The following is a 15,502-nucleotide window of genomic DNA, read 5'->3' as shown; positions in this document are numbered from 1 at the left end:
CCCCGCCCCCGCCGGCCCTAAACTCATGTTTCGGTGGGCGCCCCCGCATTTTTGGGTCCCCCAGGCACCGCCCCTTCCCCCCCCCCCGGCCCCCCGGGTGGGGGGCAAGGGCCGCTGGAAAATAGTCGGGAGAGCCATTGCCGGTCCGGGTCGAGCGACGCCCGATCGCCCTCTGGAAGGCCGTGAGCCGGCCCTCCCCAACGATAGGCCCCATGTGCGGGCACACCCACCCGCGACTTTCCGCCCGCCTCTCCGCCCTTTCCGGTCAGGCTGCCAGCGACATGAAGCGAGCCACATCCTGAGGGGCAATCTGGGCCCGCAAGGTCGCCGTGAGGGCATCGAGACCAAGCAGACGCAAATCCTCGTTGAGATCGCCGAGTTGCGGCGTCAGCACCATCGCCTCAATCCCCGCAGCGCCTGCGCGTTCGGTGAGGGTCGCGATTGCCCCTTCCCCCGCAGGATCATTGTCGCGAACGATGTAGAGCCGCCGCAGCGTATCAGGAAACAGGATAGCAGACAGATGTGCCGCTGACAGGGCTGCGATCGCCGGCAAGGAGGGTAGCGCTGAACGTTGCGACAACATGGTCTCTATGCCTTCACCGGCCGCCATGACGTCACAACCGATACCAAAGCGAACCGCGTGCCCGACCAGTTCGCCCATAGCACGCCGCGGCGTGTCGATCGGCGCCCGGCCTAGACGGGCCTCGCTAAAACCACGCGGATCGAGCCATGTGCGGTGTGCGCCCGTGAGCGTGCCATTGAGGTCGGTCACCGTCGCGATCATCGCGGGCCAAAGCTCGGTTGGCCCCTCATCGTCGCGACGGTAATAACAGCGCGGATGAAAGCGAAGACTCTTAGTTTCGTGCAAGGCCGTTATTCCGCGTGCACGCAAATATGTCTCCACAAGCGTGCGTGAGATCGATTGCGACATTAAGACTAGCCGCCGCGCCGCTTCCGTGGAGCCTGCAGGAGTGGACACCGCTCGCATTCGTTCTGTTGCATTGTGCGTTGGCTGGGGCATCGACAAGAAGCGACGCGCCTCATCGGCGACTTCCTTGAAGCCCGCCACGCCAAGAGATTCGGAAATGACGTCGAGGAGGTCGCCATGTTCGCCGGTGGCGGCGTCGGTCCATTTGCCGGCAGCACCCTTGCCGGCTTCGCTGCCGTGCAGCCGCACGAACATCGACCGACCGGGCGCGTTGCGCACATCGCCGACCAGCCAGTAACGACCCGCGCGGCGGCCGTTCGAAAGATAGTGGCGGCATACGGCTTCAGCGTGTGCGGCCAGCCGTCGAGCAAGATCCGTGGCATGGTGCATTTCGGACTCCCAAGTGAAAACGGGCCCGCCGTTGCCGACGGGCCCTCGGGTCTACCTATTGCTCCTTTGGCTATTCGGCCGCGACCGCTTGCGTATCGATCTCAGCTGCTTCATCTTCGATCTGTCGCTCGGTTTCTGCCATAGCCGTTTCGCCGCCGCCCTCCGCCATTTCCTCGACCTGCTGGTCGACCGCACTGCCGGTCGCGGTCGACGAGGGTTCAGCGACTGCCACGACTGGGCGACCGGGCGTACGCAGTGGCTCAGGCAACCATCCTGAAGCCGCGAGCAATTCCTGCGCCTTCTCGGCCATGTCGCCCTTCTTCAGGTGCTCGATTCGATCGCCCGCACGCGTGCCCTTTGCTTCGCGGACAGAGGCGAGGATACGAGCCTTGGTGACACGGCCGAGATAGGTGTCGACTGTTGGAACCCATCCGGCCGCAACCATGTCGAGATCGACAGCCTGCGCGAGTTGGTCGGCGTGGGCCAACGCGCGCGGCCGACGGTTGTAAGCCTCGTAAGTTGCGTTGACCGACAGAGACACGCAATGCGCAAACAGGGCCTGACGGCTGTCTATTTCGAACGCCTGCAAAGCATCCCACAGATCGCCAGGCTCTTTCGGGAGTACTGCTACCCACGACTGATGACGGGCATCGACTGCGGCAGCCATGCTGCTGTCATTCAAGCCCGGCGCTTGCGCGCCGAAACTGATGATCTTCAGATCCAGTTCCAGGCACGTATCCGAGCCGTAACGATAGAAGGCGCGGAGCGTGAGGGCATGGAGCGAAGCGAGGAATGCGACATCGGGCTGCTCGCCGAGCGCGTGGCGCAGGGCAAGGGTTCGATGGGCAGTCAGCTCGGTCATCAAACGGTCCGCAATCGGCTTCAGGCCGTCGTCCTCGTCTTGCTCCAACGCGGTCTCGATTTCAGCGCTTGAGCAATCGACTTCGCGCTCCGTTCGCGCCGCGATGGCGTCAGCCCCGGTTTCGCCATCGGCTTCCGTTTCGATCGGACGTTCGTCTTCGGGGCGAACATATCCGCGCTCGACCTTGAGATTGCCCGATGCGTCGATGCTGACGAAGGCACCGGCGCGCCCGATTTCCTCGGGATCGAAAACCTCCGGCCTGTCGGCAAGCGCGCTGATTGCGGTTTCGATCTCGCCGAGCCGTTCGTCGACCTCTTCAGGCAGATCATCGGCATCGGCGTAAGTCTGCTCCAGTCCGTCCATCTCGGCTTGGAGTGCATCGCGGGCGGCTTGCTCGGAGTCGGTGAGAGCGGGCTGCTCACCACGAAGCCGGCGCAGACCGTAGGTGTGGCCGTAGGGAAAATCCGGAGCAACATCGATCCACTTCCAGCCTTCAGCCGAAATTGCCTCAGACTGCAGCCGGAGCTTCTCCGCAACCAACGTTTCCAAGAGCCCGATATCCTGCAGCCAACCGCCGTCGTCGCCTTGGAACAGGTCACGCATGACGACGCCACCAGCCTCGGCATAGGCGTCGAGTCCGACGAATTGCGCACGCTTGTCAGCAACACGCACTGCTGCCTCGGTCAGCATGCGGCGAATGACGTGCGGTTCTTTGTTGTAGCTCTGAGCGAGACGGTCGAAGACCTGCTCCTGCCGTTGATGGTCGCCATTGACGGTGAACGCCATGAGCTGATCGAGGGTCATGCCGTCGTCGGCATAGACGTCGAGGAGTTTGGGCGAGACTGATGCAAGGCGAAGTCGCTGTTTCACAACCGACACCGAAACGAACTGGTTGGCGGCGATTTCCTCTTCCGACATGCCCTTCTCGCGAAACGCCAGGAAGGCGCGGAACTGATCCAGCGGATGCAGTGGAGCGCGCTGGATATTTTCGGCGAGCGAGTCTTCCTCGGCCAAGCCACCTTCGCGAACAACGCATGGCACCGGCGCATTCTTGGCAAGGCGCCTCTGCTTGACAAGGAGTTCGAGAGCGCGATAGCGGCGCCCGCCGGCCGGGATTTCGAACATGCCGGTCTCGTTGCCGTCCGCATCGCGCACAGGCCTGACGGTGATGCTCTGTAGGAGCGTTCGCCGGGCAATGTCCTCCGCCAGGTCTTCGATTGATACGCCGGCCTTGATCCGCCGAACGTTCGCCTGGGAAATGACGAGTTGATTGAAGGGGATGTCGCGCGACGACGACAGGGTGATTTTCTTCGCAGCAGTAGCCATTGAGAAGCACTCCGCGACGGGCGGCCGAAAGCCTCTCTCTCGGCCTCCAACCCGTCATGAAGCTACAGCCCACCTCTCACTCTGAGAGGCGAGCCGCAAAACCAGACAGCCGAAAATATCCGGAACCGGAAAGGCGTGGGGTCGGTATCAGGCCGCGTGGTCGAGCAGCTTCTTCGCCTTGGCTTCGAGCTCGAGCCGCGCATCCTGATGTGTTTTGTCGCGCGCCACCGCGGTGATGCCCTGGACAAAGTCGAAGACGCTCTGCGGCTTTCGGCCTTCCTCACCAAGCACCGTTTCGATGATTTTCGAGCTCTCAGCCTTGCCGAACCCACGCTTGCGCAGGAAATCGGCGCGCTCTTCGTCCGAACGGGCGACGATCCGCTCCCGAGCCGCCCTTATGCCATTGACGAACGCCGCTGGTCTCGAGTCCGCGAACCACCGCAGCATCGCCAACCGGCCGTTCGGCGTGGTCGCCGGCAAGATCCAGTACAAGCATGCCTCTGTCGCAATGTTCGACGGCTATGCCGGATCATCGGCTTCCGGCTTCCGCCAGGAGGTGGAGCAAGAACACCATCTGGGGCAGCTCGACGACATCGTTGCGCATTACGAAACTGCGCAGCGCGGCGAGCGACTGGCCGGCCCCGGCGCTTCCCGCGTCATACACGAGATCGACCGTGTCGCGCAGGAGATCGGCTCCCTGCCGGGCGTGATCGCAGACGGCAAGCGCGTGAAGGCGATGCTCGCTCACCTCGCGCGCACGCTGCACGTCGGCTATCTGAACGACTGCTTCTTCGAGCCCGCGACGGCGCTACGGGTTCGGCAAGCGAGCCCATCCTGTCGAACTGCGCCCCTGACCGCTGCCCGAACTCCTGCATCACGCGTCGTCACCTGCCGGCGTGGCAGGCTGCGATCGCGCATGCCGGGGCCATGCTGGAAGAGAAGCGATTGTCGAGCGTGCAGCGGAGCGCAATCCGGCAGGACCGGGATCGAATGATCAAGCTGATCGCTCCGCTTTTGGAGGAGCAATCGTGAGGCCAGTCAGCACTTCAACCGAGCAAGCACTTCGCGAAGCGCTCACCCGGCTTGTCTCAGGGAATGCGTCAAAGTCGCACGGCGACCTGACGGTCGCTGGTCTTGCGCGGGAAGCCGGTGTCAGCCGGGCAACCGCGAACCGTGCTCCCGCAATACTCGTCGAACTGCGGGAGGCGGCCGAGGCAACGAAGCTGTCTCGGCTAGAGAAGCCCCGCTCCCCGCAGATTGACGCGGAGCGGGAGAAGCCCCGCTCCCCGCAGATTGACGCGGAGCGGGAGCGGCGCGATCGGGAGAACGTGATCGCCCAGCAGGTTCAGGTGCGCGCGTTGTTGCAACGCGTCGGCGAGAACCGGAGAAGCAGGCTGGCCCGCATTCGTCCCATCGGTGGCGGCGGATAACGCCTCACGGGCTTCAGGGGCTGCCGGCTGCTGCTCATGGATCCAATTTGCCGCCTGCTGCGCCTTGCTGGCGGCCGTGAAGATGGCACGCGGATCGTCCTTCAACTGGGCGGCGCTCCCGCGACCAGGATTGCGCGAAAGGCGTCCGGCAGGATCACGTTCGCTGGAGCATTGGCGAACATCGGGGCGATTTGATCCGGGCGGTATCCGGCTAGACCGCAGCCGATCGGCGTAAGCTCGAAGCGGAGGTCAGGCTGCCGATGCGCGTAATCCAGGAACTCGCGAACGTAGCTGCGGATCACGTCCAGCGGGAGCACACGCAACTGACGGTCCTTGGTGGGGATCGCGTAGGCGTTCCCCTGAGGACCCACGCCCTGGCCATAGATCGCGCCGCGGTGCTGCCGAGCCCAGAGGGCGGCACCCTTGCCGTGACGACCTGCAAGGTTGGATCCGAAGACGAAGACAGGATTGATGGACGTTGAGATTGGCATCGGCGAACTCCTGACGGTTGGCGCTCTTCGTGAGCGGTAGGCGTATGAATGTGCTGGTGACAACATGATATCCTCCATTGTAAGCCGGGGCTCGTCCCGGCGGCGGAGGCTCGCTCGCGCCGGCATCAGGTGGATCCGCGCATCCGCAGGGCCGCAGCGACGCGAAGGACGGCGTAGCCGTTGCGCGGTCCATCGACCGGCGCAGGCCTTCCGCCAACTGCCGGGGCGGGCTCTGGCGCCAGAGGATGGATTACGGCCATCAGTCGGCCAAACTCCGTCCAGCTCATCCGCCGCTTGACGTGAGGTGCTGCTCAAGCAGCCAGCTCCTTGGTCTGAGGCTGCTGCGCGTGCATCCAGTCGGCGGCTTGCTGCGCCTTGCTGGCCGCAGTGAAGATGGCGCGGGGATCATCCTTCAGCACTTCGATCCACGTGGCAATATACGCCGCATGATCGGCACGCGGATGGTGGGCAATGCCCAGATCGGCGAGGACAAGCCCGCTGAGAATCTCCACGCAGCATTCCTCGGCGGCATAGGCGGCCGAGCCGAACCGACCCGAGAGATCGCGGTCAAGGCGGTGCTTTGCTCCTGAGGCGTGGCCGTTCTCATGCAGCCAGACGCCATAGAACGACGCGGCGTCTCGGAAAGAAGCAAAGTCCGGCATGAACACCGTGTCCGATGACGTAAGATAGTAAGCTTCCGAACCGCCGAACACGGTCTTGATCCCGAGGTTGGCGATGAAAGCCTCCGCATGCGCCAGACGCTCGCTCTCCGGCAGGACGTCCGTCGGCGACAGCTCATATCCGACCACCTGCGCGACGTTGAACACCGAGAATGCCCGGGCAAACATCCGAACGTGGCCGCTGTCGTCGCTGTCATCGTCATCCGCCGGGTCAGACGAAGCGATCTGCTTCCACAGCACGACGGTGGTCGAGCGTTCACCCTTGCGCACCTGTGCGCCGGCGGCCTGCCATTGCCGGTAGGTTCCCCACAGGCCATCGCTGTAGCCAGCGGCCATGGCTGCGACCCAGAGCGCCACCGTGTTGATGCCACGGTAGCGCTTGCCGGAAGCGACATTGGTCGGGCGGGCACTACTCGTTCCGTTGTGGAACCACGGCGCACGCCACTCGCCTGCACCTTGCTCGATTGCCGCTACGATCTCGGCAGTGACGCGCGTGTAAACATCGGCACGCGCTCCGGACTGCATCCTGGAAGGCATCGTATAGCTCCTTGGGAGCGACGCGAGCGCACGGGATCGCCACCCGCTTGCGGGCGGCGTCAGGCTCAACATCGGTGGAAAGGGATCAGTGAAAAGCCGGTGAGACAGCTTGACTGTTTAGATAACGCCCATAGTCAGGACCGGTAAGGGCGCGCAGTTCCACGCGTCCGTTGGCTGTCTCAAGCGTCTTGATCTGCTCGGCGCGGTGTGAGGCCAAGCCAAATTGCAGGTTGATGCCGGCAAGCGAAGCGGGCAGTTGGCGAAGGTAGGTCGCTGGCGCGCCAACCAGACCAGCAAGTTGCCCAAAGCTCCAGTGGGTCGGCGAGAGTGGGTCGGCCGCTCCGGGCAGAACAAGTGTCAGGCGCTCGGCGTTGTCGCGGCTGGCTTCGACATGAACCGCCGCTCTCTCCACTGTCCGTGTCCTGCTATCTTTGCTGCGGGTCCGCACGGACGCGGACAGATCCGACAAGGAAAGAAACCGCTCGTCATCTGGACGGAAAAACCATTCCGACGACACCCGGCCAATCTTCTGTCCCCGACCGACATCGACTTTATAGCCGCCGCTTTCGTCACGCATCGCGTCCAGAACTTCAATATTGCTCATGGCTGATCTCCATGACGGATCGCCGAGGGCCTCTCTCTCGAGCTTCAACCCGTCACAGCGGAGGCAGCAGCTCTTTTACTCTGATGGAGCAACGTGGTTCGGCCCGTCAAGGCGGCCGACCTAGACGCTGGCGCGAAGCCTTTCCGTTTCAGCCTTGGACCTTAGATTGGACGGCGAAGCCATACCATCGGCTGCGCGAAGGAGAGACCAATGTGCAATGATTACGAGCAGCATATCGCCTGGGCCGAGTACTGCCGGATGATGCAATCGCTAGTGCTCAACATTCCCAGCCATCAGACCGAACTGGATTTGCCGCAGGCGGACGATATTCGCATCAATGACCCCGCTCTCGTCATGCGCGCTGCCGGTGAGGCGATTGAGCTGGCGCGGATGACCTTTTCATTTCAGCCGTCCGGTCCCAAAGGCGGGCCAATCTTTAACGATCGGCTTTCTTCGAATTCACCGGACAGAAGTCTCCAAAGGCGAAGCATGGGCGCCCCGTTCATGGCGATCGCCGGATTGTGGCGCGATGGCGAAGGCAACAAGCCACCCACATTCGCGATGCTGACAACAGAACCCGGTCCGGACGTTGCGCCCATACACAATCGCCAGATTGTGGTGCTGCGCCCGGAGGATTGGGCGGCATGGATCCATCTCACCAAACCCGAGACAGGGCTCTTGAAGGCCCTGCCGGCTGGATCGCTGACGGTGGAAACCGTGCGAGAAGGGAGCAAATGACTTCGATACAGGTCCGCTCTGCGCCTCGTTCTCCGCCGTTCAGTGAGCGTGACGGTGGTCCCGAAAGCTGCCGTTAGCGCGCTGACACGCCCGCGACCGCCTCCTGAATGGCGGCGCTGCACGCGGTTCGCGCATTTGGACCAGCGACGACGAAGCGTGTCTCAATAGGCGTACTTTGCAGGCCAGCGCCAATCTGTCTGCGCTTTGCCATAGCAATTGCTGTAATCGACAAACTGGCCAGTGGCGATGTTGCGGCAAGCCCAAACGAGCTGGGGATATGGATCGTAGAATTCGTCCCAATCTGCGCCCTCGTAGTAGTTCGGCCTTGCGTATCCACCACCGCCGCAGTCGTTGTTCGAGCATACCGCAACGGCTGCGCCTATCGCAGCGATCGCAATACCTGCAGCTATCGCCTGGTTCTGCTTCCTAATCATGTCGGTGCACTGATCAATCGTCATCGATCGGCGCACCAGTTCGGCGTAAAGATCCTGCTGAAATTTCCCATCCTTCGTTGATGCCAATGTCCTGCAGAGAGCCGAAGCGCTGACAGCATTCGGGTTCTTGGTTAGCGCCTGTTGCGATGTCGTGCACGAGGCGCTCACAAACGCCAGGGCCACCGCAGCCGAAACCGCGGTTCGCCTACCCATTCTCATTTTAGTCCCCCAACACCCAATTACTCAGACCCGCCGAACCCCTTCGGCGGAGTACAACTCAGAATGTCACGCGGGCCACGATCTTGGCGGGCTTTGCCCCTGCAACCGCAGGTCCGATCGTCTCCGGGACCTGGAAGGTTCTCAAGTTCTGCTCCTTGGTGGTCGACCCTGGAATCGCAGCCTCTGCGGCAACGATGTCCTTCGCGCTGACCTGCAAGGACTTGCACGCTCCTTTCTCATCCCAGAGGTTCTTGGCAACCGCGCTTCCGACGGCAGCAGTTATCGCGCCTGGTGCCACGTCGTCGGGAGCCACCTGTCGTGCCGTGATCAATGCCTTGATCGCTTCGCCAAGAATTGCGGATGAATCGTCGAATTCGATTCTGCGAACTTGGTCGAACCGGTTCTCGGTGCTGCCATCTACTATGCAGTGGTGAGCGATAAACACCCAATCGTGGATCATGTAAGCCGGCGCGTAGCCCCAAGGCGACAGACCCTTGAAGACTTGGGCGATCTTCGGGATCGAACCACCATCCGTGTACATGAGACCGGGCTGGATTGTGCCTCCCGGAGAAGACGGATCTGCACGATGGAAAATCAACGGATCTCGTGGGTCGGGCACGAACAGGAAATTTCCGTCACCCGAATTGTTACCCTCGCCAACCCACATGACGAAGAGGCTTCCGGATAGCTTGCCTGTGGTTAGCTTCTGAAAGTCGATCGAACTGCACCCAGCTACAATACCGGCGACCAGTCCCAACAACCCTTGAGCTGCCTTTTTCAGAACGCCAGACTTAGTGGCCGTCATGAGTCCCCCCTAGCACAAGCTTTCACACGGAATGCCGTCCCTGTCTCGGTCGAGCTTGCCGCCCCAGGGGCAGTTGCTGAGATACCAACTTGCCTCATCGCACGAACCGATCTGAGAACAGGTTCGACGTGGCTGGCAGGTATAGCTTTGCGCTACGTGTTGACGGCGGATGATACCTTGTGGTTGGCTCACCGCCGGTCGGGCATCGTCTCCATGCCCAGCGCGCCATTCCCACGGTAGTTGGAACTTTCCCACCCACAGCCCGACTTTCGCTGCTTCTGCCTTCGCCTGCTGCCCTGTATAGGCGCCACGGCTGTATTTGGGCCAGTCGAGCGCATGGCCGTGCTCGACCATCCAGGCGGCGACGCTGGCGCTATCGGCACGCCTGCAGTCACCCACAAAGCGGTTGTAGCGATCCCACGCGACAAAGGTGCATGCGATCGGTCGAGAGGCGGCCAGGAACCCATCGAGCGCTGCCGCGGCCTTCGCACCGCACCGGTAGCGAAAGCCCTTGGCGTCATCGCATTGTTGGGCCGACTCGGGGGCGTCTATGCCGTTGAGGCGGATGCGCTGCCCGTGGATCTCGATAGTGTCGCCATCAATGACGGAGGCGACTCCGGCGATCGCCTCCGGCGATCGTCCAATCCAGCGGGAGACGTTCAGGTCGGGGGCGCCTTCACTGTGCTGCATGGCGAATTGCGCCACACAGGCTGACATCGCCGCCACTGTTACGAAGACCAGGCGCTTCGGGACAGTTGCCCGCAGGCGTGCGCGCCGACGCTGTTCGCCTGTCCGTTTGCGCCACTGATCCGACCGATTGTCGTAGCGAGACTTGTCCAACTTATTTCACTCGCAGCCCGCGCCGTCGTGATCTGGGACCAGGCGGTTTGTATCAGCGCCAGAAATTTGCACGGGACCGGCCACGACCGGATTGTTTCCCTTGCCGCCTGCGCAGTCCAAGTCTGCGCCGCCGGCCGACGCCACCCGCCGATACGCGTTGAAGGCAGCCACGGCGCGGGCAACGTCGCCCTCGATGTGGGTGTTGTTGCTGTTCGGGTTGAACGGGTCGACTGTCTGCAAAAGTATGTTTGCGTGGTTGCCGTCGCCTGACGCCAAGGTCACCGTGGCGTAGTTGTTCAAATAGTCGGCCGCCACCATTGTAGAAAAATACAAAAGCCAATGCATGTAGGTCCCCGACACCAAACGGAAGCATGCACCTTCTGCACTTTGTTGTCGAATCCGTTTGATCAACAGCCTATTTTCTTGACGCTGCGAATTCGCGCCAGGTCACCGGCTGAGTTTCTGACAATCGTCGAGCAGCCCGCCAAGCTCCTGGCATAGAACCACTTGGCCCAGAGGATTCGAATTTTCATCTAGACCCATGCGTCTGTTATACGACGCCACTTCGTCCTTCAACTGAGAAACACGACCGGCTCGGTGGCGCTGGAGTAAGCCCATCCACCGACAGCACATATGATCATTGCATATACAAAGGCGGCAAGCGTCATCTTGCCGGCGGGCACCCTTTCTGGCAACAATCCAACCATTCGATGCATGAACTCGTGGTCTACCATTTCGGGTTTTTCCAAACAGAGTCTGGCGCAAAACGATGAACACTTCCTTGGATACCATATCATCGCGAGCCGTGAAGGTTTGGCAAGAATGGGCTCCTTTTGCAGCAGTCGTCTTGGCAGTTGTTCTCTGCCTTGTGTGGAGCGTCTATCTGCCGATCATCGGGCTACGGCATTTGCTTGGATATTAACCTGCAACTGTCCGCCTTCATCTGGAGCCCTGCCAGCGCCTGGGACATCAGCGCCAGAGATCAGAGTCGTCGTGCGAAGCGACGATGTTTGCTTCACAATCCGTGGGCCGAGGATTCCCTTGAAGGGCTAAGTCCCGAGACTCGATTTGGCTCGGTCATTTTCTGAAATTCGGAAAGAATCTCCGGGAAACTCTGCGCGAGATATCGAACAACGCAGGCGTTCTCTAGCAGCCGGCTAAGATACCCAGTGGTCACCACCAGGTCCAGATGGTCAGATCCGTAGCTCTCCTCGATAAGCCGGTATTCTTTGTCGAGTTTGGTCGATTCATTCTCCATCAATGCGATTTGCGCGTCGCTCAGCCCGGCTAGCTTTTTCGGCTGCGACGTATCGGCAAGCTGTGATTGCGGGGTCGCGCCGACCAGGGACTTTGCGTAGTTGATCGAGAACTTGTTCATCGCGATCATCAGTTGCGCCGCCTCGATCTGGCGCATGGCGGCCAGCTTTCGTGTTCGATGAATGTGTTGGTCGGGACGAAGCGGTCCTTGAGCATGTCGACCGCTTCCGGACATATCCCTTTCAGCAGATGTTTTTTGAGCCTGATTTGGGCGATGTTGACATTCAGGGTCCTCGCGATGGTCTCTTCAGGGACGCCGCTGTCGATGGCCTTCAGGATCATGAAGTGTTCCTGGATCGTCGCGAGCCGACTCACCCGTTTGTTGTAGGTGAATGCCTCGTCATCGTTGGCGATCAAACACTCAACCTCAGCAACCCCTATCTCGCGTAAGATCTCGATACGCATGTGGCCGTCGACGAGGAGGTACTTTCCCGGCGTGTCTTTGTCCCTGGCGACCACTGGCAGTTCCACAAGTCCGATCTCGCGAATCGACGACCTGACCTGTTGGTATTTCGGAGTTTCCCTGGCGCTTTCGGTGAACAGGTGAAGCGGCTGGATGTCTTCAAGCCGAAGGCGAATTGTATCGCGCTCAAAAGCGGATTTTATGTCCGGAATTGTAGGGTGCTTTGTGGTCATGCGGGCTCAACTCTGCTGATCCTGGCCGCCAGGTTTCGTGGAAGGGTGTCCAGTCCTTCCGCCGCAAGAAGGTCCTGGAATGCCTCTTCTGCCATGAGCTGCCGCAAGGCGTGGGTCACAAACAGCAGGCGATTTCGCGTTGCATCCGCTTTCCGGACCAGGATGCGTTTTCTGTCGGTGTCCGCTTTGAAAGCCTTGATCAACGCTGACGCTGAAGGAGTCTTCGTGCGGTCTGGCAGGAACGTACCCAAGCCTTTCCCCCGCCTGCGGCGGTTCTCAATCAAGCGGCGAGCTATCACAAGCTTATGACCCCGCAGCTGGTTCTTTTTATAGGCAAGCTGAAGAACCGCCTGGATCCCGGGCTCATCGGCGGTGGAAATATCGACTGCTACCGACAGCGGGATCTGGCCGGAGTCGACTGCCCGCAGCAGGCGCTGTTCGCCTTGCGACAGGAGGCGTGCAATTCCTCTGACATATTCGGTCGAAAGACCGATCTTTGCTGCGATTTCGGCGTCCGAATAGTCGCTTTCTTTCATCCGACCGATATCGCGAAGAAGGTCATAGGCGGTATGATACCGGCGAGCACAATTTTCCACCAACCCTTTGACCAGCGCCTCGGCCTTGGTTGCCTCTATCACAAACGCGGGAATCTCGGCCTGGCCAAGCAACCTGAAGGCCTCGATCCGCCCCTGGCCGCACACCAGATCGTGCGTGAAGGCGCCTTCATCGACATCTCTTTTCGTCACCGTGACGGGACGCTTCAGGCCGACGCTCTTGATGCTGTCGACAATATCCTGGAAGGATTTTTTGCCGCGCGTGCGCGGGCTGGTAATTTTGATCGCGTCCAGGCGCAGGAGCGAGATTCGTCTGTTGGTGTTGTCCATCAGCGTGCGGCCGTGATGGCGTTGCGTTCGGCTAAGGCGAACAGCGGATCCAGCGATTTGAAGAAGAAAGCGTTGAATTCCAGTCTCTTGTTCAAGGCGCGGTTTAAGGGCTTTCCGCCAATCTCATTTGCTGGCGTAATCAGATAATCCAGGATCGTCTGGTTATCCGGGCTCATGCGAATGGCCACTTTCACGTCCGCAGCGGTGCCCCGTTCCGCAGGGGCCACCCAATGAGGATAGCCGTATGGCGTGTTGCGACAGCGACCCATCGCAACGGAAACAGTGAATTCATCGTTGACGCGAAGCACGCCGAGACCGCTCTGACGCACTGCGGATCCGCCAGCCCGTTCAATGGTCGCGATTATCGTTTGGACGACTTCTTCGAAGATCTCACGAAGCCGCCTTCTTATATCAAGAAACTGATAGTTCTGAGATGGATCGTATCCAACAAGCTTGTAGGCTCGCAGCAGACTGCCGAATTTTTTCCTGTAGCGGCTGCTTGGCGGACAGCCAGCCGCCGCGTCAATGATCGGGCCCGAGAGGGTACCGCGCCTCTTCAGAAGTTCGGCGAGCACAACCAACATCTGATCGTTGCTCATCTTAGATGAGCGGGCGTCGGCTCTGGCTTGAGCCCGTTCGAAAAGTCTGCGGTCAACAATGGGTTCAAAGACGCCATCGGCCCGCACCAACTGGGAGATATCGTTTGTCACCTTCCTTTGCTTGAGCTTGAATGACTGGCGATTCCAGACGTTGTTGCCCACATATTTTTCGTTGCTGAGTATCTGATGAATGGATTCGCGTTTCCATGATCGATTGAGATCGGTGACCACTCCCTTGGCATTCAACGACCGCGCAATTTGAAGCTCGGTCCGACCAGCCTTCACGTATTGATCATAGATCCAGCGGACCGTCGCAATTTCATCGGGTGGTCCAGGCACGAGGATGACCCGATCCGTCTGGAGGCTCTTGTACTCTTTGAGAACGAGCATCGTCTTTGTACGCCCATGCTTGTCGACAAGCTGGCGCCTCAGGCCCAAACCGGACGACCCTCCTTGCCGATATCCCATTTGAATGAGCCTGCACTGGCCGACAAACACCTTGACCGACAAGACCCGGCTATGCTCGGCGGCCATGCTGCGCTTTATCGCCTTGAGCAGGTCTGATCCGATGCTGCCATCGTTCGCAAACTGTTCGCCACAGTATTCAATCCGCACGCCGGCAACACGGCACCGGTACTCGTACGACGCACTCTCATCGGGGTTCTGGAATCGCCCCCAGCGACTCACGTCGTAGACGATGACGATTTCGAAATCCGCGTTTTTCGTCTCAACGTCCGCCAACAGCCTTTGCAGGCCAGCGCGACCCTCAAGGTTCAAGCCGCTGCGACCGGCGTCCTCGTATGTGGCTACGATGTCATAGTTCATCGCCTCCGCGAATTGACGGATTGCATCCTTCTGATTGTCGATCGAGTAGCTCTGGTGGTCAGTGGACATTCGCACGTACTGAGCTGCGCGCACGCGTTGTGCGTTCTCAGCAGGTCGACGGGCCGTGTGGGCCTGTTCCATCATTCAGCGCCTAAAAGGCAGATTGAACGTCCGCTTGAACCGGCAAGCCTAGCGGCATGACGCTTCAATCCCGTTACACATTGACCTACACTTTGTATCGAATGAGGCTTTGTTGCCACGCAACGAGAGGGTCGAAAAATAGCCGGCAGGGTTTCTATCAACGCCCGAGAAACGATGTCTTATATCGTGAGGCCCCGTGCCCCCGTTCCGCCGCAATGCGACCGCACGGGACGAACGATAGGGATTTCAGGCATTCAAGGGAGACTCACATGAACTTTCACAAAGCCATCGCCGCCGTGCTGATGACCGCAGCACTGGCGGGCTGCGCGCAGACCGAGGGCCAGCAGCGGGCCGGAACCGGCGCGCTGATCGGTGGCGCCGGCGGCGCCCTCGTCGGCCAGGCCATCGGCGGCAACACCAAGAGCACGGTCATCGGCGCGGCCAGCGGTGCCCTGCTCGGCGCCGTCGTCGGCTCAGCCACCACCCCGCAGCGCCGCGGCGAGCAACTCTGCCGCTATCAGGACCGCTACGGCCGCATCTACACGGCACCTTGCGACGACCGGTACTACAACGGCGACTACTAAGCAGAGATTTCTCTAATCATCCGCTGTCCCCGTGGGAAATGGGACGGTAGCTTCACAGTGCAGCAGTAACGCTGGTCGTACATTCTTTCTCGTCGGCGCCCCCCGGGGCGGCCCCCCCGTTGGAAATTTTTGGCCTATAAACGTGGGAGGAGCGGAAACCGCGGGGGGATGGAGGTGGTTATGTCTTGTTGGATGTGTGTTTTTAACAAATGACGCAGGCGACGACAACGTA

Annotated in this window: 13 protein-coding genes and 4 pseudogenes; 3 read left to right on the top strand and 14 right to left on the bottom strand. The window is 60.6% G+C overall.

Going from position 1 to position 15,502, the window contains the following annotated elements:
• Positions 1 to 265: 265 nt before the first annotated feature.
• From NKI38_RS32305 to NKI38_RS32295, 3 genes and pseudogenes are all read right to left on the bottom strand, one after another.
• Positions 266 to 1,318, bottom strand: a complete 1,053-nt coding sequence (locus NKI38_RS32305) for a DUF7146 domain-containing protein (protein WP_352664769.1) — start codon at positions 1,316 to 1,318, stop codon at positions 266 to 268.
• Between the two features lie 70 nt (positions 1,319 to 1,388).
• A complete protein-coding gene (locus NKI38_RS32300) occupies positions 1,389 to 3,506 on the bottom strand; it encodes a ParB/RepB/Spo0J family partition protein (protein WP_352664767.1) in 2,118 nt (705 codons plus the stop codon).
• Between the two features lie 147 nt (positions 3,507 to 3,653).
• A pseudogene (locus NKI38_RS32295) lies at positions 3,654 to 3,941 on the bottom strand (DUF932 domain-containing protein); the annotation flags it as partial.
• Positions 3,942 to 4,014: 73 nt separating this feature from the next.
• On the opposite strand from NKI38_RS32295, the gene NKI38_RS32290 reads away from it, so the two are divergent.
• Positions 4,015 to 4,500, top strand: coding sequence for a hypothetical protein (locus NKI38_RS32290; protein ID WP_352664765.1), 486 nt, complete (start codon positions 4,015 to 4,017; stop codon positions 4,498 to 4,500).
• Positions 4,501 to 4,738: 238 nt separating this feature from the next.
• On the opposite strand, the gene NKI38_RS32285 is transcribed toward NKI38_RS32290, so the two are convergent.
• From NKI38_RS32285 to NKI38_RS32270, 4 genes and pseudogenes are all read right to left on the bottom strand, one after another.
• A complete protein-coding gene (locus NKI38_RS32285) occupies positions 4,739 to 5,041 on the bottom strand; it encodes a hypothetical protein (protein WP_352664763.1) in 303 nt (100 codons plus the stop codon).
• Complete coding sequence (locus NKI38_RS32280) at positions 5,038 to 5,427, bottom strand: A1S_2505 family phage non-structural protein (RefSeq protein WP_352664761.1); 390 nt, start codon at positions 5,425 to 5,427, stop codon at positions 5,038 to 5,040. The genes NKI38_RS32285 and NKI38_RS32280 overlap by 4 nt, the downstream gene beginning before the upstream one ends.
• Before the next feature lie 311 nt (positions 5,428 to 5,738).
• Complete coding sequence (locus NKI38_RS32275; RefSeq protein WP_352664759.1) at positions 5,739 to 6,644, bottom strand: ArdC family protein; 906 nt, start codon at positions 6,642 to 6,644, stop codon at positions 5,739 to 5,741.
• Between the two features lie 103 nt (positions 6,645 to 6,747).
• Positions 6,748 to 7,248: pseudogene (locus NKI38_RS32270) on the bottom strand (DUF932 domain-containing protein); the annotation flags it as partial.
• 210 nt (positions 7,249 to 7,458) lie between these two features.
• On the opposite strand from NKI38_RS32270, the pseudogene NKI38_RS32265 reads away from it, so the two are divergent.
• Positions 7,459 to 7,986, top strand: a pseudogene (locus tag NKI38_RS32265) (SOS response-associated peptidase family protein).
• 161 nt (positions 7,987 to 8,147) lie between these two features.
• On the opposite strand, the gene NKI38_RS32260 reads toward NKI38_RS32265, so the two are convergent.
• The 7 genes and pseudogenes from NKI38_RS32260 to NKI38_RS32230 form a co-directional block, all read right to left on the bottom strand.
• On the bottom strand, positions 8,148 to 8,639 hold the full coding sequence (locus NKI38_RS32260; protein WP_352664757.1) for a hypothetical protein: 492 nt from the start codon (positions 8,637 to 8,639) through the stop codon (positions 8,148 to 8,150).
• A gap of 58 nt (positions 8,640 to 8,697) precedes the next feature.
• On the bottom strand, positions 8,698 to 9,444 hold the full coding sequence (locus tag NKI38_RS32255; protein WP_352664755.1) for a hypothetical protein: 747 nt from the start codon (positions 9,442 to 9,444) through the stop codon (positions 8,698 to 8,700).
• Positions 9,445 to 9,453: 9 nt separating this feature from the next.
• A complete protein-coding gene (locus tag NKI38_RS32250) occupies positions 9,454 to 10,284 on the bottom strand; it encodes a thermonuclease family protein (RefSeq protein ID WP_352664753.1) in 831 nt (276 codons plus the stop codon).
• Between the two features lie 6 nt (positions 10,285 to 10,290).
• Complete coding sequence (locus NKI38_RS32245) at positions 10,291 to 10,695, bottom strand: calcium-binding protein (RefSeq protein ID WP_352664751.1); 405 nt, start codon at positions 10,693 to 10,695, stop codon at positions 10,291 to 10,293.
• A 604-nt stretch (positions 10,696 to 11,299) separates the two neighbouring features.
• Positions 11,300 to 11,883: pseudogene (locus tag NKI38_RS33615) on the bottom strand (plasmid partitioning protein RepB C-terminal domain-containing protein).
• Between the two features lie 350 nt (positions 11,884 to 12,233).
• The gene (locus tag NKI38_RS32235; protein ID WP_352664749.1) at positions 12,234 to 13,121 is read right to left on the bottom strand and encodes a ParB/RepB/Spo0J family partition protein; all 888 of its coding nucleotides are present in this window, start codon (positions 13,119 to 13,121) and stop codon (positions 12,234 to 12,236) included.
• Complete coding sequence (locus tag NKI38_RS32230) at positions 13,121 to 14,689, bottom strand: recombinase family protein (protein WP_352664746.1); 1,569 nt, start codon at positions 14,687 to 14,689, stop codon at positions 13,121 to 13,123. The genes NKI38_RS32235 and NKI38_RS32230 overlap by 1 nt, the downstream gene beginning before the upstream one ends.
• 266 nt (positions 14,690 to 14,955) lie before the next feature.
• Between NKI38_RS32230 and NKI38_RS32225 the strand changes: the two genes are divergently transcribed.
• Entirely contained in the window at positions 14,956 to 15,270 is a 315-nt protein-coding gene (locus tag NKI38_RS32225; protein WP_352486238.1) for a YMGG-like glycine zipper-containing protein, read from the top strand.
• Positions 15,271 to 15,502 lie beyond the last annotated feature (232 nt).

It is taken from the genome of Mesorhizobium sp. M0621 (genome assembly GCF_040320745.1).
In the GTDB taxonomy this organism is placed as follows: Bacteria; Pseudomonadota; Alphaproteobacteria; order Rhizobiales; family Rhizobiaceae; genus Mesorhizobium.
This window is presented reverse-complemented; position numbering and strand designations above follow the sequence as displayed.

Excerpts from the sequence above, each read along its gene's own strand:
- NKI38_RS32305 (WP_352664769.1), bottom strand. The coding sequence starts at position 1,318 with ATGCACCATGCCACGGATCTTGCTCGACGGCTGGCCGCACACGCTGAA.
- NKI38_RS32300 (WP_352664767.1), bottom strand. The coding sequence starts at position 3,506 with ATGGCTACTGCTGCGAAGAAAATCACCCTGTCGTCGTCGCGCGACATC.
- NKI38_RS32290 (WP_352664765.1), top strand. The coding sequence starts at position 4,015 with ATGTTCGACGGCTATGCCGGATCATCGGCTTCCGGCTTCCGCCAGGAG.
- NKI38_RS32280 (WP_352664761.1), bottom strand. The coding sequence starts at position 5,427 with ATGCCAATCTCAACGTCCATCAATCCTGTCTTCGTCTTCGGATCCAAC.
- NKI38_RS32275 (WP_352664759.1), bottom strand. The coding sequence starts at position 6,644 with ATGCCTTCCAGGATGCAGTCCGGAGCGCGTGCCGATGTTTACACGCGC.
- NKI38_RS32260 (WP_352664757.1), bottom strand. The coding sequence starts at position 8,639 with ATGAGAATGGGTAGGCGAACCGCGGTTTCGGCTGCGGTGGCCCTGGCG.
- NKI38_RS32255 (WP_352664755.1), bottom strand. The coding sequence starts at position 9,444 with ATGACGGCCACTAAGTCTGGCGTTCTGAAAAAGGCAGCTCAAGGGTTG.
- NKI38_RS32235 (WP_352664749.1), bottom strand. The coding sequence starts at position 13,121 with ATGGACAACACCAACAGACGAATCTCGCTCCTGCGCCTGGACGCGATC.
- NKI38_RS32230 (WP_352664746.1), bottom strand. The coding sequence starts at position 14,689 with ATGATGGAACAGGCCCACACGGCCCGTCGACCTGCTGAGAACGCACAA.
- NKI38_RS32225 (WP_352486238.1), top strand. The coding sequence starts at position 14,956 with ATGAACTTTCACAAAGCCATCGCCGCCGTGCTGATGACCGCAGCACTG.